This is a genomic window from Salinigranum rubrum (genome assembly GCF_002906575.1).
Taxonomy (GTDB): Archaea; Halobacteriota; Halobacteria; order Halobacteriales; family Haloferacaceae; genus Salinigranum; species Salinigranum rubrum.
The window spans coordinates 1,022,498-1,041,216 of record NZ_CP026309.1 but is presented as its reverse complement, the minus strand read 5'-3'; the positions used below and the strand labels follow the sequence as shown (position 1 = coordinate 1,041,216).

Annotated in this window: 16 protein-coding genes; 7 read left to right on the top strand and 9 right to left on the bottom strand. The window is 59.5% G+C overall.

Going from position 1 to position 18,719, the window contains the following annotated elements; all coding sequences use genetic code 11:
- Positions 1-625: 625 nt before the first annotated feature.
- A complete protein-coding gene (locus tag C2R22_RS24880) occupies positions 626-1,666 on the bottom strand; it encodes a hypothetical protein (protein ID WP_162562382.1) in 1,041 nt (346 codons plus the stop codon).
- 710 nt (positions 1,667-2,376) lie between these two features.
- Here C2R22_RS24880 and C2R22_RS24875 point away from each other — a divergent pair.
- A complete protein-coding gene (locus tag C2R22_RS24875; RefSeq protein WP_162562381.1) occupies positions 2,377-3,105 on the top strand; it encodes a hypothetical protein in 729 nt (242 codons plus the stop codon).
- A gap of 79 nt (positions 3,106-3,184) precedes the next feature.
- On the top strand, positions 3,185-4,519 hold the full coding sequence (locus C2R22_RS24870; RefSeq protein ID WP_162562380.1) for a hypothetical protein: 1,335 nt from the start codon (positions 3,185-3,187) through the stop codon (positions 4,517-4,519).
- Between the two features lie 907 nt (positions 4,520-5,426).
- Here the strand turns inward: C2R22_RS24870 and C2R22_RS24865 are convergent.
- Positions 5,427-5,594: a DUF7331 family protein gene (locus tag C2R22_RS24865; RefSeq protein WP_162562304.1), complete on the bottom strand. Its 168-nt coding sequence runs from the start codon at positions 5,592-5,594 to the stop codon at positions 5,427-5,429.
- A gap of 135 nt (positions 5,595-5,729) precedes the next feature.
- On the opposite strand from C2R22_RS24865, the gene C2R22_RS04955 reads away from it, so the two are divergent.
- The 4 genes from C2R22_RS04955 to sufD all read left to right on the top strand — a co-directional run bounded on the left by C2R22_RS04955 (position 5,730) and on the right by sufD (position 12,229).
- Positions 5,730-8,441 (top strand): DNA-directed DNA polymerase, encoded by a 2,712-nt coding sequence (locus C2R22_RS04955; protein ID WP_103424774.1) that lies wholly within the window; start codon positions 5,730-5,732, stop codon positions 8,439-8,441.
- Positions 8,442-8,659: 218 nt separating this feature from the next.
- Complete coding sequence (locus C2R22_RS04950) at positions 8,660-9,568, top strand: ABC transporter ATP-binding protein (RefSeq protein WP_103424773.1); 909 nt, start codon at positions 8,660-8,662, stop codon at positions 9,566-9,568.
- Between the two features lie 14 nt (positions 9,569-9,582).
- On the top strand, positions 9,583-11,013 hold the full coding sequence (gene sufB / locus C2R22_RS04945; protein ID WP_103424772.1) for a Fe-S cluster assembly protein SufB: 1,431 nt from the start codon (positions 9,583-9,585) through the stop codon (positions 11,011-11,013).
- 1 nt (position 11,014) lies between these two features.
- Complete coding sequence (gene sufD / locus C2R22_RS04940) at positions 11,015-12,229, top strand: Fe-S cluster assembly protein SufD (RefSeq protein ID WP_103424771.1); 1,215 nt, start codon at positions 11,015-11,017, stop codon at positions 12,227-12,229.
- A gap of 90 nt (positions 12,230-12,319) precedes the next feature.
- Here sufD and C2R22_RS26140 read toward each other — a convergent pair whose 3' ends face one another.
- From C2R22_RS26140 to C2R22_RS04930, 3 genes are all read right to left on the bottom strand, one after another.
- The gene (locus C2R22_RS26140; RefSeq protein WP_245902888.1) at positions 12,320-12,754 is read right to left on the bottom strand and encodes a PAS domain-containing protein; all 435 of its coding nucleotides are present in this window, start codon (positions 12,752-12,754) and stop codon (positions 12,320-12,322) included.
- The gene (locus C2R22_RS26135; RefSeq protein ID WP_245902887.1) at positions 12,751-13,098 is read right to left on the bottom strand and encodes a response regulator; all 348 of its coding nucleotides are present in this window, start codon (positions 13,096-13,098) and stop codon (positions 12,751-12,753) included. Before C2R22_RS26135 ends, C2R22_RS26140 begins: the two co-directional genes overlap by 4 nt.
- A 311-nt stretch (positions 13,099-13,409) precedes the next feature.
- On the bottom strand, positions 13,410-13,784 hold the full coding sequence (locus C2R22_RS04930; protein ID WP_103424770.1) for a DUF7344 domain-containing protein: 375 nt from the start codon (positions 13,782-13,784) through the stop codon (positions 13,410-13,412).
- Positions 13,785-14,030: 246 nt separating this feature from the next.
- Here C2R22_RS04930 and C2R22_RS04925 point away from each other — a divergent pair, with 246 nt between their 5' ends.
- Positions 14,031-14,507 carry an Lrp/AsnC family transcriptional regulator gene (locus C2R22_RS04925; protein ID WP_103424769.1) on the top strand — a complete coding sequence of 159 codons (477 nt, stop codon included), beginning with the start codon at positions 14,031-14,033 and terminating at the stop codon, positions 14,505-14,507.
- A gap of 31 nt (positions 14,508-14,538) precedes the next feature.
- On the opposite strand, the gene C2R22_RS04920 is transcribed toward C2R22_RS04925, so the two are convergent.
- From C2R22_RS04920 to C2R22_RS04905, 4 genes are all read right to left on the bottom strand, one after another.
- Positions 14,539-16,212, bottom strand: a complete 1,674-nt coding sequence (locus tag C2R22_RS04920) for an alpha-amylase family protein (protein ID WP_103424768.1) — start codon at positions 16,210-16,212, stop codon at positions 14,539-14,541.
- 96 nt (positions 16,213-16,308) lie between these two features.
- Positions 16,309-16,563: a hypothetical protein gene (locus C2R22_RS04915; RefSeq protein WP_103424767.1), complete on the bottom strand. Its 255-nt coding sequence runs from the start codon at positions 16,561-16,563 to the stop codon at positions 16,309-16,311.
- Positions 16,564-16,847: 284 nt separating this feature from the next.
- The gene (locus C2R22_RS04910; protein WP_103424766.1) at positions 16,848-17,177 is read right to left on the bottom strand and encodes a DUF3006 domain-containing protein; all 330 of its coding nucleotides are present in this window, start codon (positions 17,175-17,177) and stop codon (positions 16,848-16,850) included.
- The gene (locus C2R22_RS04905) at positions 17,177-18,589 is read right to left on the bottom strand and encodes a lamin tail domain-containing protein (RefSeq protein WP_103424765.1); all 1,413 of its coding nucleotides are present in this window, start codon (positions 18,587-18,589) and stop codon (positions 17,177-17,179) included. Before C2R22_RS04905 ends, C2R22_RS04910 begins: the two co-directional genes overlap by 1 nt.
- Between the last annotated feature and the right edge of the window lie 130 nt (positions 18,590-18,719).

The window sequence follows — 18,719 nt, the reverse complement described above, 5'->3', positions numbered from 1 at the left end:
CAAATGTAATAAATCACTCTTACGTACAGTACGCAAAACGGTAACGCAATGATAATGAATCACTTCTAACGCTTCCCTCCAACTTCTTCACTCCGAAACACCTCTCTAAACGTAACGAAGCTTAACGAGACGAGAGACCATGACCACAGATCGAGACTCCACTCTCTCCCGCATAGAAGGAACTGTTGATAGCATGGACAAGCGCATCACCCGAATGGAGTCCAAGATGGGTCTACGATTCGACAAGGTGGATTGTCGATTCGATCAGCTCGAAGGGAAGATTGGTAGTCGATTCGACGAGATTGACAATCGATTCGACCAACTTGACGACAATATCGCCAGCCTTCGCACTGAGATGAACACCCGATTCACGAAGTGCGAACGTCGAGTACGACGAGACATGATGCTTCTGTTAATCGCATTCTCCGTCGTCGCTGCTCTCTTAGAGTATTTTGTCTAACGATACTTCCTTTGTGTCTTCACGTGGGTGAAACCACGCACCTCAGCGTGTGTATTGAACCAAGCCACGTAGACAGCACCTATCGTAGGCGAATTCCATACTTAACCTGACAATTGGCGATAGAAGATGTATGGAGGCTTCCGTCCAGATAAATTGAAATTATGTTTAGGAATCCACTTTCTTCAGAAGCTCCTTACCTTTATCTGTGATTTTGTAGGATTCGGGTCTGGATTGCTCCCCACGATGCGTAATTGTTGTCCCTCCCTTCCTGATTTCAAGTAGTTCTCGATACCTCAACGACTCACAAACTCGCCTTTCAACATTCTGGTCCTGAAAAATGCCGATTTTAGAAATTTCCAACCCGAAATCGCTTTTGTTTATTTTTCGGAGTATCTTTATTGCACTATCCTCCAGTCTTTTATTATCTATAATTGCCTCTACGGGCTCAATGGCTTTCATATCTACGTGAATGTCGCCAGGATCACTTACTCCTGCAGGTATCCCGTGGACCGAGCCCTCAAGTCGACCCATTGCCCCCACACTCACCCCACGTGGTTTCCCTGTAACAAAGACGGCATCGAGTTCGTCCAGTTGATTTCGATAGGTTACTTTGAGAGTGAATTTGATTTCGTCAATGCCAGCCTCTGATAACGGACGAACAGCAGCTCCCCAATTCCTGTAAGTCCGCACCTTGCCTACAGCGTCTTCAATTTTGAGCGCAGGTGTAGCTCTGAACTTGACGTAATCTGACTCAGGTGGTATCGAAGTCTCTCGTCGTATCTGGTTTTCCTCCCGCCGTCGTAAGGGAACAGGGCAGGATTCTACATGTATTGGTAATGCGGTAGGAGATGCGATTTCAAAGACTAATTCAAGATCAGTCGCGCTACCTTTGCCATAATTTGACAGCCAGATTTCAGCACTATCACCATCGAAGGAGTATCGAGAGAGTTCAACGATAGAACGCCTCTCAAGTTCCTGAATATTCTTTATTTGGCTATCCAAATGAAGAAGACCGAGATAAAACAGAAGTGTGACGAGGACCCCTGTCACCTCGACTGCCAGTAAAAATAATTCATCCGAGTCAAAGTCTGTGGAGTATATGTCCACGAGACCTAACACAACAGTGAAAGTAAGCACAGAAACGAATAAAAGGAGGATTAATTCCACTGCATAAAACACATATTTTTTCGTCTGTGGCCCAACCATGGGCTCATACTCCAGTGTCTTGGACAAATAGATTAGGACAAGAATGTCTTATCACGTTGTGTCTCCGATAGAAATTTGCGGAGACCCCACCCCCATCAAGATTACAACCCACGCGCTCCACTCATGTACCCTAGGGAAGTCATCCTAACCTCGCCAAAGACACGTGCAGAACGTGGATTGTAATAGAGACAGGTAGTAACCAACCGAAATGTGATCGTTACCCTCTTGATGATTTGCTCACCCGAAATTGGCCATGCAATAATGTCTGTCCGAATTTGAGGTATATAAGTTCTATCTGATTATTGAGTGACGATGCATAGCACATCACCTTTCAGATTCCTACATGCAACGTGATGGATGACCCCACTGCCACCCTTCAAATACAAACCATGCCATCATACACTGCAGTATTAGATACGAGGAGCGATTCTGGTAGGAACCTTAGACTGGTATCTGCGCAATAGCCTACTAGCGACCCAAACAAGTGAGATGCCAACTCCGTTGGCAAGGGGCGGGCGCGACGCGCGCGACCCGGCATGTATGTGGACGTCCATCCACGTAGTCAAGAAGTGGGGTGATTGTCACATACCTGAGACACACAACTAGCCCCCTTTCTTTTCATTATTTCAATTTTTTATACAATGAAAGATAGTCGAGTAAGGGGTATAATAGTCAGTCGTGCTTTCAGCATAGTATGGGAGTGTGAACCGATGGACATCCCCAGCACAGTAATCTCAACGCTTAGGTTGGCACAGTCGGTAATGTCCCCTCGACAGTCAGCCTCCGAAAAGCGCCAAGCACTCTACAATGCTATTGCGGGTCAGAAGATTTCGTTTACACCTGAACGTGGGGAGCGTATTGAGCTACATCTGCGCAACTGCGGTTACGATGAGGGAGAGAACGAAACCGTTCTGTCTGTATCAATCCATGATCCTCAACGACCAGAGGACTTCTTCAATCTTGAAACAGACTTCAGGTACCACTACACGATGATATTCTTCAATGACCCGAGAGAGGTCGGAAATCTTCTCGTGAGCGAATTGTACTTCAATGAAGTCGGTCCCGAGGACTTCCGAATTGAGCTATGCGTCAACAGTGCTGACCCACCAACTTTGCAGTTAGCCTTTGAGAGAGTCGAGACTGTTATGGCTCAGGTCCACTCGAAGTATCACTACTTCCTTCGGTCACAGTATAAGCAATACAGTGACGAGTTCGAAGTGTTGGAGTCGTTCAACGGAACGAAGACAGAATATGAAGTTGGGTCAAGCATTGATACGGAAGAGTTGATACCCCAACCCTTCTGCGGAGAAACATACGGGTGGTCTGATGACGATGTGGACCTCTTGGATAGAATTTCGATGTCCTACAGGGCGCGCGAATATATCGAATACGTGATGAAAGCTGAGGCTGGTGGAGACCAGTTCTTTGTATTGAATTGAATTTGAAACAAGGGTATCACCGTTCGACTGTTGGCCACCGAATCTATTTCAACTAATAGAGACAAACTGAACGAAGAGGATGGTGGATTATGATGCAGGTTCCCGCGAGTTGAGAAAAAACTTCGAAAGAGCGGTGGATTTTATCGGGGAAGAATGGCTGGAACAAGAACGATCCAAAGAATACACTGATGACTTTCGGGACCACAAGCACCAAGCCAGCCCCCATCCACTCGTGGTTAAGTACCATCGCGGGAGGGTTGAGTTGTTCGATGAAAAGATCGACGCACCCGAATTATTCACGGATGAACATTATTCTACAAACACACACCAATTGGTAGTCATAGGGGAACATCTACGACATATTTCTGGATCACAGGTAAGGAACCCCAGTGGAAAAATTGTTTCAGAGGAGGTACATCCATGTCTAAGACCGAGAATTCAAAACGTCGATGAGTGGCAAGAGACCCTCTTCGAAGTTGAGACAGCTGCAGCCTATGCCCGAGAGGGCTACCAAGTTGACTTCATTCAGGAAGGAAACACGAAGGCACCTGACCTTCTAATTTCTGACAAGTCAAAAATTTTTGTCGAGTGTAAGCGGTGTAACACCGTTTCTGGAAGACATCAAAAGCACGGGGGAAAGCAAGAGGTGATTCAGAAGGCAATCGAGTCGAAGTATGACGGCGATCTAATCATAACAGTGGACATATTTCGTGAGCCAAGCAGTAGCGAGGTTCATAGCTTCAGTGAGCATCTTCCTGACGAGTCAAAAATAGACGGCTTTCACACGGAAAGAATCATTTTTTGTGATGTGTCATTTATTCCCCTGAATAATCACGAAAATCAAATGTTTGTTGAAAGGACTCCTAATACGGTTGGTCAAGTCCCCCTGAAGTTCTATAATAAGTATGTCAGACCCGAGGTGAAAGAACATCTCGGTCAGGAGTTCGAACTGAGTAAGTTTAGTGGAAAGCACCTGCATACGAAAGTGCCTGGAAGTCAAGAGCAAACAGACAAGTTTCTGATTAATCACGCTCAGTTCATCGGAATCCTTGAGGAATTTGAGGTCGACCGAGTGAAACAGGTACTCCGACAGTTCAACCGAGCACGAGGGAAATATTCGGCGGACTCACCCAACATCTTGCACATAGGGGTACCATTCCTTTCAAATTTCACTTACGACGAGTTTGATAGTCTCTGCAACGGAATTAATGGAAAATTGAACCTGAGTAAGTCCATTTCGGGAGTGGTGATTAGTACGAGCGAGTATAAAGTGGAAAAAGATGCATCACTGTTGTTTGGGATGAATATTGGCTACGTAGAGAACTTGACACCACGGCATGAAGTTCCAAAATGGTTTGACTTCCCTGGAGATCCACTTCAGAGACTACCTGATAGGTTGAGCTTGCAGAGGTGACCTAATCGATCATCACTAACGCCAAGACTACATAATCGGTGCATCTTCTATAGTATGACACTCTTAACAAGTTTGACGCAAATCCACGTAACGAACCATCGTCCATGATTTTTTACGATCCAATTTTTAGTCTGTTCTGTTGGGTGGGGCTACGGCTACTCATCAGAAGAGAGACTGAAGTAAACAGTGAGCTGTGACGTTACTCTGACGAACTTCACAGACCGACGAGTAGTATCCCTCGTTTGAGGACGGAATTTACACAGTGGTGCGAATGTTGGTGTCATTGTTCGGTTGCGCAAGCACACTATGTGTTTGGCCGACCACCCTCTAAACTCAATCACATGACCACGTGTTCAGCGGTCAGTGGTCGTTGAGGTGGAGTGAGCGTCCCCGCGCTCACTCAACCGAACGCAGCCACGACCGCAACACGCTCCAACTAAGCCATACAGCTAATCAATCAGAACATGAAAGTGAATTTATATTCTTCAGTATTCGTCTTCTGGCGTCAGAGGGTGACTGGTCGTACCGTTGTATCGTGACCACGCTTCAATGACGCATCTGAGCGGCCACCGTTGAGAGAGAACTACTCTCTGCCATTGCGCCCCCAGGTGAGTCTCTGGTCGTACACCACTTCATGCTTCGTCAAGATCAAACCCACAACCTGTCATAACCATGCACGAGAGTAATCACATAAATGTGTCAGAGATTCTTTACTATCAGCTCGGTCTTCACACTGTAGAAGGACACGACACACCAGTGAATTGACTCTTCACTGAGTAAACACTCGATAGAAACACTTTCGAACGCTCACGTCCACTATACAAGTGAACCGCCACACAGCAGAGAAGCGAGCCTACTGCATGGGTTGTCTACAACGGTCAAAAAACCGATAAGCGCGATATCGGGCTTAAGCGACGTCGGTGAGTCGCACCGTACGCGTCGCCTCGACCCACGCTAAGGGGTTCTCGGCGTCGAAGAAGACGGTGCCGCCGTCGACCTCGTATGTCTCGACCTCGACAGCGGGGTCGTGGTCTGCGGCGCGATCCCGTCCATCGGATCGGGTGGAGTCCACCATATGTAGACACGGTATGACGTAGCATACCATAGGTCTTTCTTTCGTGACGGAATTTGTCTCATGCAGTGTCCGTCCCGTCCGCGTCGGGGCACCGGAAAGACGGGGTTTTTACCCCGCAGCGCTGAAGGAACGCTCATGACGCAGACGGGACTCGCGGACTTCTCTTCGCCGTCCAGCGGAGCCGAGGAGGGTGGTGGCGGCGACCCGGTCGACGAGGCAGCCATCGCCGAGGCAGTCGCCGGGAACGGCGGGCCGCAGGTGACGGAGGTGGTCGCGGACGACCACGCGGGGTATCCCGACGCCGACGGCGTCGTCGATCTGATGATCACGCAGGTCGACTACACCATCGAGGGACAGGGACGCGACGAGTACCCCGTCATCCACGTGTTCGGGCGCACCGCCGACAACACGCCCGAGCACGTCCGCGTCCTGGGCTTCGAGCCGTACTTCTACGCGCCGACGGAGAGCCTCTCCGACGCGGACCTCGACCGCGACGTCATCACGCGCACCGAGGAGGGTTACGAGAGCATCCGTGGGGAGGCGCTGACCAAAATCTGTGCTCGGACGCCGCGCGACGTCGGGCAGATCCGCGACGAGTTCGACCACTACGAGGCGGACATCCTCTTCCCGAACCGGTTGCTCATCGACAAGGACGTCGGCAACGGCATCCGCGTGCCCGAGCGGCGGCTCGAATCGGGAGCGATCCAGGTGCCGCACGAGGAGGTCCAGCCGAAAGACGTCGATGCCGACCTCCGCGTCAACACCTTCGACATCGAGGTCGACGACCGCAACGGGTTCCCCGAAGACGGCGAGGAACCCATCGTCTGTCTCACCAGCCACGACTCGTACGACGACGAGTACGTCGTCTGGCACGCCGTCGCCCCCGAGGGGAACGGGGCGTCGGTCGACGCGCTCTCGGGGTACGAACCGCTGCAGGAGGGGACAGACGTCCGGGTCCGGTCCTTCGAGACGGAGGCCGCGATGCTCGACGCCTTCCTCTCGTATCTCGAACGGACCGACCCCGACGTTCTGACCGGCTGGAACTTCGAGGACTTCGACGCGCCCTATCTCTTAGACCGCCTCGAAGTACTGAACCCTACTTGCGAGGAGGACCTCGCCATCGGACGGCTCTCGCGCGTGAACGAGGTGTGGCGCGGCGGGTGGGGCGGCCCCGACGTCAAGGGCAGAGTCGTGTTCGACCTGCTGTACGCGTACAAGCGGACGCAGTTCACCGAACTCGAATCCTACCGGCTCGACGCCGTCGGCGAACTCGAACTCGACATCGGGAAGGAGCGTTACTCGGGGGACATCGGCGACCTGTGGGAACAGGAACCGGAGCGGTTGCTTGAGTACAACCTCCGCGACGTGGAACTGTGCGTCGAAATCGACCGGAAGCAGGAGGTCATCGCCTTCTGGGACGAGGTGCGGTCGTTCGTCGGCTGTAAGCTGGAGGACGCGCCCACGCCGGGAGACACCGTCGACATCTACGTCCTGCACAAGGTCCACGGCGAGTTCGCCCTCCCCTCGAAGGGGACGGTCGAGAGCGAGGAGTACGAGGGCGGCGCAGTGTTCGAGCCCATCGTCGGCGTCAAGGAGAACGTCACCGTGCTCGACCTGAAGTCGCTGTACCCGATGTGTATGGTCACCATCAACGCCTCCCCGGAGACGAAAGTCGACCCCGAGACGTACGAGGGAGAGACCTACCGTGCGCCCAACGGGACCCACTTCAGACGGGAACCGGACGGCATCATCCGAGAGATGGTCGACGAACTGCTCGACGAGCGCGAGCAGAAGAAGTCGCTGAGAAACGACCACTCGCCGGGGTCGGAGGTGTACGAACAGTTCGACCGCCAGCAGCAGGCGGTGAAGGTCATCATGAACTCCCTCTACGGGGTGCTGGGCTGGGACCGCTTCCGCCTCTACGACAAGGAGATGGGCGCGGCCATCACCGCGACGGGAAGAGAAGTCATCCAGTTCACCGAGCGAGTGGCGAGTGGGCTGAACTACCAGGTCGCGTACGGAGATACTGACTCCGTCATGCTCGAACTCGGGCCTAGTGTTTCAAAAGAGGAGGCCATCGAGCAGTCGTTCGACCTGGAGGAGAAGATCAACGCCGCGTACGACGACTTCGCGCTGGAGGAGTTGGGTGCGGACGAGCACCGCTTCCAGATCGAGTTCGAGAAACTGTATCGGCGGTTCTTCCAGGCCGGCCGGAAGAAGCGGTACGCCGGCCACATCGTCTGGAAAGAGGGGAAAGACGTCGACGACATCGACATCACGGGCTTCGAGTACAAGCGTTCGGACATCGCGTCGGTGACGAAGGAGGTCCAGCGGAAGGTCATCGAGATGATCGTCACCGGCGAATCGACGGACGAGGTCAAGACGTACCTCCACGACATCATCGAGGAGTTCGCCGACGGCCACCTCTCGCTCGACGACATCGGCGTCCCCGGCGGCATCGGCAAGCGCCTGTCGACGTACGAGACCGCCTCGGCACACGTCCGGGGGGCGAAGTACGCCAACCTCCTTTTGGGGACGAACTTCGGGCGCGGGTCGAAGCCGAAACACGTCTACCTCGAGAAGGTCCACCCGAACTTCTGGCAGCGGGTCGAGTCCGAGCGGCCCGAGGTCACGGAGGACCCACTGTACATGGAGTTCAAACGCGACCCCGACGTCATCTGCTTCGAGTACGCCGACCAGGTGCCCGAGGAGTTCGCGGTCGACTGGGACAAGATGCTCGACAAGACGTTGAAGGGCCCCATCGCGCGCGTCATCGAGGCGCTCGGGATGTCGTGGGACGAGGTAAAGAGCGGCCAGGAGCAGACCGGCCTCGGCTCGTTCACGTGAGGCAGTCGACGGCCGGCCGATTCGTGGGTTCGGGTCCGAACCGTGGGCACACCGGCCGGGCGTGACTTCGGGCGGCCAAAATCCGGACGGTTGTCGATTTCGTCGCCGCCTTTTCACGTTTCCAAAAATATATTTCACGGCTGGAAAGCCGAGGATGGTAAATGCGTAACCATTATGGAGCCGACTCCCCCAGTTCCGGTAGAGGAACACACCCAACAATGGCCACACTCGAAATCAAGAACCTCCACGCCGAGGTTGCGGAAGAAGACGGCGAGACGATCCTCCGCGGCGTCGACCTGGAAGTACGCTCCGGGGAGATTCACGCGCTGATGGGTCCGAACGGCTCGGGCAAATCGACGACCGCGAAGATCATCGCCGGGCACCCCGCCTACGAGGTCACCGACGGGGAGATCCTCCTGCACCTCGAAGAGGGCGAGTTCGGCGACGAGATCGAGATCTCCGAGGAGATGCGGACGTGGAACCTCCTGGAACTGGAGCCGAACGAGCGCGCGGCGCTCGGCATCTTCCTCGGCTTCCAGTACCCCGCGGAGATCGAAGGCGTCACCATGACCAACTTCCTCCGACAGGCGCTCAACGCCAAACTCGAAGAGCGCGAGGAACTGTTCGAGGGCGACGAGGGCGAGGACGAAGAGGAAGAAGCCGGCTACGACACCTCGCCGATGGAGGGGCCGGCCGACGACGGCGAGATCGGCGTCGCGGAGTTCCAACAGCTCCTCAAGGAGAAGATGCAGCTTCTCGACATGGACGAGAAGTTCGCCCAGCGGTACCTCAACGCCGGCTTCTCCGGCGGCGAGAAGAAGCAGAACGAGGTGCTGCAGGCGGCCATTCTCGAACCCTCGATCGCCGTCCTCGACGAGATCGACTCCGGGCTGGACATCGACCGCCTGCAGGACGTCTCGAACGGCATCAACGCCCTCCGTGACGAGCAGGGTACCGGCATCCTTCAGATCACCCACTACCAGCGCATCCTCGACTACGTCGAACCCGACCACGTCCACATCATGCTCGACGGCAAGGTCGTCAAGAGCGGCGACGCCTCGCTGGCCGAAGAGCTCGAGGACAAAGGGTACGACTGGGTCCGTGAGGAAGTGTACGAGACAGCGTAACAGACCACGTAATCATGAGCTCCGAACAAGACCACCTGAAAGAGACAGACACCGAAGCCCGCTTCGAGTTCAAGAAGGAGCAGAAGTCCTCCTTCCAGGCCGACAAGGGCCTCACCGAGGAGACGATCCGCGTCATCTCGGAGGACAAGGACGAACCCGAGTGGATGCTGCAGCGCCGCCTCCGCGCGCTGGAGCAGTTCCAGAAGATGCCGATGCCGACCGACTGGCCCGGCCAGCCGGACCTCTCCGAAGTGGACGTCGACAAGATCGTCCCCTACATCCGGCCGGACGTCGAGGTCCGCGGCGGCGTCGACGACTGGACCGACCTCCCCGACGACATCAAGGACACGTTCGACAAGCTGGGCATCCCCGAGGCCGAGAAGAACGCGCTCTCGGGAGTCGGCGCCCAGTACGAGTCCGAGGTCGTCTACCAGAACATGCAGGAACGCTGGGAGGAGAAGGGCGTCGTCTTCTGCAACATGGACAAGGCCGTCCAAGAGCACGAGGACATCGTCCGCGAGTACTTCATGACGAAGTGCGTGCCCCCGAGCGACAACAAGTTCGCCGCGCTGCACGGCGCGGTGTGGTCCGGCGGCTCGTTCGTCTACGTCCCCGAGGACGTGACGGTCGAGATGCCCGTCCAGGCGTACTTCCGCATGAACTCGGAGGGGATGGGCCAGTTCGAACACACGCTCATCGTCGCCGAGAAGGGCTCGGAGGTCCACTACATCGAGGGCTGCTCGGCGCCGAAGTACTCGGCGTTTAACCTCCACTCCGGCGGCGTCGAGGTGTTCGTCGGCGAGGACGCTCACGTCCAGTACTCGACGGTGCAGAACTGGTCGAAGAACACGTACAACCTGAACACCAAGCGCGCCATCGTCGAGAAAAACGGGAGAATGGAGTGGATTTCGGGCTCGATGGGCTCGAAGGCCACCATGCTCTACCCGGCCTCCATCCTGAAAGGCCGCGGCGCGTCGGACAACCACATCACCATCGCGTTCGCCGGCAAGGGCCAGAACATCGACACCGGCGCGAAGGTGTACCACAACGCCCCCGAGACGAAATCGACCATCGAGTCGAAGTCCATCTCGAAGGACGGCGGCCGCACCAACTACAGGGGGCTGGTCCACATCGCCGACGGCGCGCACGACTCCTCGACCGCCGTGGAGTGTGACGCGCTGATGTTCGACAACGAGTCGACGTCGGACACGATGCCGTACATGGAGATCAACGAGTCGACGGTCGACGTCGCCCACGAGGCCACAGTCGGAAAAATCGGCGACGAGGACGTCTTCTACCTCCAGTCGCGGGGACTGGACGACGACGACGCCAAGCAGATGATCGTCTCGGGCTTCATCGAGCCCATCACGGAGGAACTGCCCATCGAGTACGCGGTCGAACTCAACCGTCTGGTGGAACTCGAGATGGAGGGGAGCCTCGGGTAACATGAGCACACAACTGCCAGCAAGCATCTCCGAAGAGACGGTACGGACGCTCTCCGACGAGCGCGACGAGCCCGAGTGGCTCCTCGAAACGCGATTGGAGGCGCTCGCGGCCCTTCCGGAGATCGACCTCCCGGACGTCATCCAGACGCCCGGGCGCCGGTGGACGAACCTCGAACAGCTCGATTTCGAGGAACTCGCAGAGCCGCTCGCCCAGCGTGAGGAACGCGACCTCGTCGTCCCCGATTCGGACGTAGAGGTCCTCCCGTTCGTCGACGCGCTCGACGAGTACGAGGACGTCGTCCGCGACTCCTTCGGCTCGAGTATCGACCCCAAGCGCGACTACCTGACCGCGCTCTCGGTGGCGCTCTTTTCATCGGGGACGCTCGTGTACGTCCCGGAGGGCGTCGACGCCGAGGACGTGAAGATCAGAACGAGGATGGAGGGACGCTCGCTGTTCAACCACACGCTCGTCGTCACCGAGGAGTCCTCGTCGGTGACGATCCTCGAACGGCAGTCCTCGGAGCCGTACGGCGGCGAGGGGATGCGCTACTACAGCGGCCTCGTCGAAATCGACGCCGGCGAGAACTCCTACGTCCAGTACGGCTCCCTTCAGGACCTCTCCGAGGAGACGTACAACTACACGCTGAAGCGCGGCATCACCGACGCGTACTCCACCGTCAACTTCATCGAGGGGAACCTCGGGTCGCGGCTGACGCGTTCGGACATCGAGACGGAACTCAACGGTGACTCCTCCGAAACCAAGATCGTCGGGGCGTTCTTCGGCCACAACGACCAGCACTTCGACGTCAACGCGCGCGTCTGGCACCAGGCCGAGCACACGACCGCCGACCTCGTGACGCGGGGGGTCCTCGACGACGAGGCCCGCTCCGTGTACGAGGGCGTCCAGGACGTCGGCCGCGATGCGTGGGACACCAACTCCTACCAGCGCGAGAACACGCTGATGCTCTCGGACGACTCCGAGGCGGACGCCTCGCCGAAGCTGATCATCCACAACCACGACACCGAGGCGAGCCACTCCGCGACGGTCGGGCAGGTCGACAAGGAGGACCTGTTCTACATGACCTCGCGCGGGATTCCGACGCTGACGGCGCGGAACATGCTCGTCGAGGGTTTCTTCGTGCCCGTCTTGGAGGAAATCGCGGTCGACGAACTCCGCGAGGACCTCCAGGAAGCGATCACCGCACGACTGCGGTAACCGCACGAATCCCGGCTTCGCGTGTCGGTTTCGGTTCTCTCTTTTCGACCCGACGCCGGCGGGGTCGGACGACACAGCGGACAGCGCCCGTCACGATTCGTCGGTCGGCGGGTCGTCCTGGCCGAGGGCCGTGATGAACCCCTCCAGGTATCCGTATTCGTCATCGGGGGCCGACACCTCGCGACCGCGCTCCCACACCCGCTTCGTCGTCCCGCCCCTCGTGACGATTCGGTAGGTCACCTCGAAGGAGTTATCCGCCGAGAGCCCCTGCGTGACGGCCCCCCACATCGCGTCGCGGTCGTCGGGGTGGAGGACGTCGTCGCCCCAGACGACGTCGCCGGCCTCGAGCATCGACGCCGGATACCCGGTGAGTTCCTCACACTCGCCGCCGACGAACTCCATCGGCCACTCCGGGGTGAGCCGACAGCGGTAGACGACGCCCGGGAGGTTACTGATGAGCGTCTCCAGCGTCTGGGTTCGTCGTTCGAGCGCTCGTCGCGACCGGTCGCCCTCGACCGCGTTCACGATACGGTTCGCCAGGATGGCGTACTGTTCTCTCCCCCTCGTTTCTGGAGGTAGTCCGTGACGCCCGCGGAGATGGCCTCGCTCGCGATTTCCTCGGAGCCCTTTCCGGTGAACAGGATGAACGGAAGGTTCGGGTAGTGCGCTCGAACGGCGGTGAGGAGTTCGATACCGTTCCGTTCGGGCATCTCGTAGTCCGAGACGACACAGTCGAAGTCGCCGTCGGCGAGTCGGTCGAGCACCTCGTTCGGCCGTGTCGCCGTCTCGACCGAGAGGGAGTCGTCTTGCCGTTCGAGGAACTCGACCACCAGTTCGCAGAGGTCCGGGTCGTCGTCGACGTGAAGCACACGAACGCGTGTCGAGTCGCCGGTCGGACCGCGGAGAGAGAACGATGAATGCACGGCGAGTCACCCTGAGCTACTGACGAAACGTTAGCGTAGACCGACAAAACTGTGCCGCACCGCCGGGCCCGAGACGACGAGACACAGCGGGCCGAGCGGAACGCGCTCGTCCGGACTCGTCGGTTATCTCCCGCCACCGGAACTCCCGCCTTCGAGGCTTCGGACGCGAGCACGGTGTGCCGACGGGAGGCACGCCTCACGGACCGTTCAGGCACGCCGTTTCGTCGCCGCGGGCGGTACGGTGACCGAAGAAAGAACTACTCGACCCCGACGGGGTTCGGGGGCGAGTCCACGAGCGACAGCGCGAGTTCGCATCGCCGGGTGTCTCGACGGGTGATCCAATCGGACTCCTGATCGTACGCGACGATCCCTGCGTCTTCGAGCTTCGGGACGTGCGTGTGGTACAAGGAGAGATACACCTCTCTGACGGTCCCTTCGTCGACCTCTCGGAGCGGAACGTCGGACTCTCGCTCGGCGACCCCGTCGGCGAGCGTCGCCAGGCTCAACGACCGGTGGTGTCCGAGGTAACGGATCGCCTGACGACGACGCGTGTTCGCGAGGGCGGAGAACGCCCGCGACAGCGACTCGGGTCCGAGGGAGGTGCCGGCGTCAGTGGGAGTGTGGTTGGTCATGTGGGCGGCACGTACATGGTAATCACGGCACCGGATATACTTTCGGATATCTATTCTATTCGAGTAAATAGATAGAATATCGAGTCTAAAGACGCATTTTACATAGTATTTCGAAATTGTCGGAGGAGATCCGGAATGGTCAATCGAATTTCGAGGAAGAGTCGGTATTTGATACGAATATCGAACATCTACCTATGCTCTCGTGAGAATGTCGATCTTTTTTACGCAGTACGGTGAAGAACAGCTATGGGTACGCGCCGTCTCGACGACATCGATAAACAGTTGCTCGCGTTGTTGCACGACAACGCGCGATACGCGGCGACGGACCTCGCCAGACGGATCGGCGTCTCGGACAACACGGTCCACAACCGGATGCGGCAACTGGAGGACGAGGGCGTCATCACCGGCTACCGCACGGTGTGCGACTACGACCAGATCGGGCTCACGCTCCACTACCTGATCATCGCGACCACGAGGATCGTCGACCGGGGAGAGGTCGCCACCCAGGCGCTCGAAATCCCGCAGGTCGTCGACGTCACCGAACTCATGACCGGCCAGGGGAACCTCCACATCAAGGCTATCGGAGTGAGCGACGAGGACATCACGCGGGTCGCCCAGCAACTGGACGAACTCCGCCTCGAAATCATCGACGAGCACCTCATCCGGACCGAACATCACAAGTCCTTCGACTACGGGCAGCTCGAGACGTTGCTCGACGAGTGAGCGGCGAGCGACGTGGGACGCGCGCTCGGTCTCAGAGCGAACCGAGCGGGACGCGCTCACCGCGTTTGTCGCCGCGGAGCCACACGTAGTCGGTCGCGTCGAGTTCGAACGTCACGCGACCGTCGGCGACCTCGGCGTCGCCGGGCCCGACGACCGTCGTCGTCGCGTCGGCGGGCGCGTCGAAGTCGACCGTCACCGTTCGCGGTTCGGCCGCGAGGTTGTGTGCGGTCAGCAACACGGTTCGACCCTGGTCGATGCGGTGGACCCACACCTCCTTCGGGTCGACGCCGACGATGGAGAACTCGCCCGTGGATATCTCGGTGCAGAGCGTCCGGGCGTCGATGAGGCGACTGATCCGGTTGAGGAGCGAGTCGGGGTCGGTCCGCTGGTCGGCGACGTTGATCTCTTCGTAGCTGTACTGTCCCTCGTCGATGACGGGGTGGTAGAGGTCCTCCTCGCTCGCGGTCGAGAAGCCGCCGTTCTCGTTGTCGGACCACTGCATCGGCGTCCGCACCGATTCGCGTTCCGGGAGGTCGAGGTCCGCACCCATGCCGATTTCGTCCCCGGAGAGGACGACGGGCGTGCCGGGCAGCGCGAACATGAGGCTGTGCGCGCAGGCGATGCGGTCGTGGTCTCCAACGTAGAGGTCGGCGAGGCGGAGGCGGTGGCCGCGGCCGAATATCCACGAGTCGCCCTCGTCGTCACCGAAGAACTCGCGCGCGTGCGCGAAGGCGTCCCACGGGAGTTTGAGGAGGTTCCACTCGTCGTGGTTCCGGAGGAAGTTGGCCCACTGGCCCACCTCGGAGACGTCGGGGAGCACCTCGAAGGTGCGGTAGAGCGGCCAGGTGTCCTTGACGCCGACGGCGTACGTCAGGTGGGCGTTGAGGACGAAGTTGAACATGAGGTCGAACCCCTCGCCGTCGGCGAAGTATCTGTCCAAGTGTTCGGGTTCCTCGTCGGCTTCGGCGATGAGGATGGCGTCGGATTTGGCCTCCTCGACCCACGAGCGCATCCGCCGGAAGAAGTCGATGCCCTCGTCGAGCGTCGTCGCGTTGTGACCCTTCGGCATCATCATCGGATGGGCGGCGTCGATGCGGAAGCCGTCGACGCCGAGGTCGAGCCAGAACTCGAGGACGTTTCTGATCTCCTGTTGGACCCGGGGGTTGGCGACGTTCAGGTCCGGTTGAAAGCCGTAGAACTGGTGGAAGTAGTGTTTCCCCGCCCGCTCGTCGTACGACCAGACGCCGTCTTCGTACTCGGGGAAGATGTTGCCGCGCTTGTGCGCCGAGTCGAGGTGGTTCGTCCAGAGGTAGTAGTCGTGGTACTTCGAGCCGGGGTCCTCACGGGCACGCTGGAACCAGCGGTGCTGGTCGGAGGTGTGGTTGAACACCATGTCGCAGAGGACGCGGATACCGCGGTCGTGGGCGGCCTCGACGAAGTCGACGAAGTCACCGAGCGTCCCCACCCGCGAATCGACGCCGTAGTAGTCGGCGACGTCGTAGCCGTTGTCCTGCAGCGGACTGGGAAAGAACGGACGGAGCCAGACGCAGTCGACGCCCAGCGTTTCGAGGTAGCCCAGTCGGTCGGCGAGGCCCTGGAAGTCGCCCCATCCGTCGCCGTCCCCGTCGTTGAACGTCTTCACGTCGAGCGAGTAGATGACGGCGTCCCGGTACCACTCGGGGTCGCCGTGTCGCGTGCGTGCCATGTTCGGTTCCACCGGCGGTGTGTCCATAAACCGGAGGGGTTCGAGACGGAGTTCGTCTCGTGGCCCCCGGTGTCGGCTGTACCGGCTGAGACCGGATCAGGTCCGGAAGCGGAACGACTCGGAGATCGAGACGGTCCGTCCGCGGAGTTCGAACGCGAGGTCGACGTCCAGGTCGAAGCGGAGAGCAGTCCGACCGTCGGCTTCGTCTCCGTCCTCGTCGTCCGGATGCGGACACGGCATCTCCTCGGGGTTCCACGGGTCCCGCCTGACGCAGAAACACTCGTGCAGATACCCCTCCTCCCCCTCGTGCCAGCCCCGTTCGTCGAACTCGTCGGGGGGACGCGTTCCCACCGTCTGTCCTCCGGGTCGACCGAGGTGTCACAGTGAAACAGTTCACAGCAGCACCAGACGTCGTCGGCGGTTGGACACCCCTCCTCGTCGGTCGTACACCGGTACACCCGGACACCGTTCGGCCGCTTGCCCGACTGCAGTTTGCAGTCTCGCGTGTAACACTTCTTCCAGCCCTCCTCGAACGGGATTCCCCTGTCGTTTCCGCGTTCGAGCAGTTCCCTGTTGTCGAGTTCGACGCCCCCGTGGCTCATGGTACCACGGTTCGTACGCTCGGAGGTGTCAAATCAGTAACTGTCCTGTTGCCGCGACCGCGACGTGGAGTCGCCGGCCTCGGTGTCGGGAGGACGCTGGGCGAGACGGTCGAATCGAACCTGTGCGTCCTCGGCACGTCGAGCGGTCTCCGCGTCGCGGAACACCAGTTCGAACCGGTCGTCGTCGACCACGAGGTCGAAGACGGCGTCGACCCGTCGGCCGTCGGCGGGGACGACGTCGACCGGGAGGTCCAGTTGCGAGACCGCCTCGCCGTCGCGTTCGACGACGAACACCGCCCACTCCCCGCCGGGTGCCTCTTCGATGCGGTCCAGCGTCGCAGTGTAGGTGCCTGGGTCGACCATCAGTAGCTCACCTCTGTCACGACCCCACCGTCGGGGCGGAGGAGGGTAACGGTGTCGCCGTCGTTGTTCCACACGGGGCGACCAGCGTCCCAGTAGCGGTCGGTCGCCGTGTCGGTTCCGTCGCCGGTTCGGACCGTGAGGGAGTCGCCGGGGGCGAGGACGGTGTTCGAGGGGAAGGTGTAGCGCGCGCCGCTCTCGTCGGTGAGTACCCATCCCGAGAGGTCGACAGGCTCCGAACCGCGGTTCGTCACCACGACGTACTCGTCGGCGAGGTTCTCGGCGTCGTCGCCGGCGGCGTCGGCGTGGATTTCGGAGACATCGATCCGCGCACCGGTCGGGACGGTCGTCCCTTCGACTCCCTCGCCGCGGTAGGCGGCGCGAACGACGACCGGACCGTCCGTGTCGGGAGCGACGGGCGCGTCCGCGCGCAGGTCGCGTGGCCGGGTGGTCGCGGCCGCCTGCGTCGCCACCTCGACGGCCGTCCCGTCGCTGGTGGCGACCACCGTTCCGTGCGTGGCGGTCCAGTACGTCGGAATCGAGCGGGAGGCGAGTCGCCCCAACACCTCCTCGTGGGGGTGGCCGTACCGCGAGTCGTACGCCGAGGAGACCACGACGGCTTTCGGCGTCGCGGCGTTCAAGAGTGCTGCACTCGTGCTCGAACTGCTCCCGTGGTGGCCCGCCTTCAAGAGTGTGACGTCGAGCGCCTCCTCGTGGTTGTCGACCAGATACGGCTCCTCGACGGGTCCGGCGTCTCCCGGGAGGAGGACGCTCGTCCGGCCGAACTCGACGCGGAGGACGATGCTGTTCTCGTTGCGCTCGCCGTCGGCGAGAGGCGTCTGTGGCGGACCGAGCACCGTCACCCGTGCGCCGTCGAGCGGGATGCGGTCACCCGCGAGCGTTCGGTACAGGGGAACGTCGTGCCGTTCGACGGCGTCGAGGTAGCGGTCGTACGTCGCGGTCGACGCCGCCACGCCGGGGTCGTACACCGCGCCGACGCCCTCGCCTTCGGTCTCGAAGTGCTCGATGACCGCGGCGTGCCCGCCGATGTGGTCGGCGTCGGCGTGCGTCGAGACGAGCGCGTCGATGCGGTCGATGCCCCGCGACTGGAGGTAGTCGACGACGTACGCGCCGTCGTCGCGGAAGTCGCCCGTGTCGACCAGGACCGTCTCGCCCGTCGGTCCGACGATGAGTGTGCTGTCACCCTGGCCGACGTTGATGAAGTGTACCTCCAGCGTTCCGTCGACGCTCGCGGCGGTCGCTGCGCGGTCGGTCCCGGTCGTCTCACTCGCGCCGACCCCGGTCGCCGTCGAGTCGAGCGGATCCGTCGGCGAACCCGGCCCGGCGGTACAGCCCGCTACGACGAGGAGGCCGACGACGACGAGAACCGAGACGCGGGGAGAACGGCGTCGCATTCTCCCAGAGACGAGCCGAGAGAACTTGAGGCTGTGGTGCCCCAGCAGTGGGCCGCTCTGAGACGGAGCAGGCCGGGTCGACACGGGCAGCGAGGGAACCGCTTAAGTCGGTCACACACCACCCCCGAGT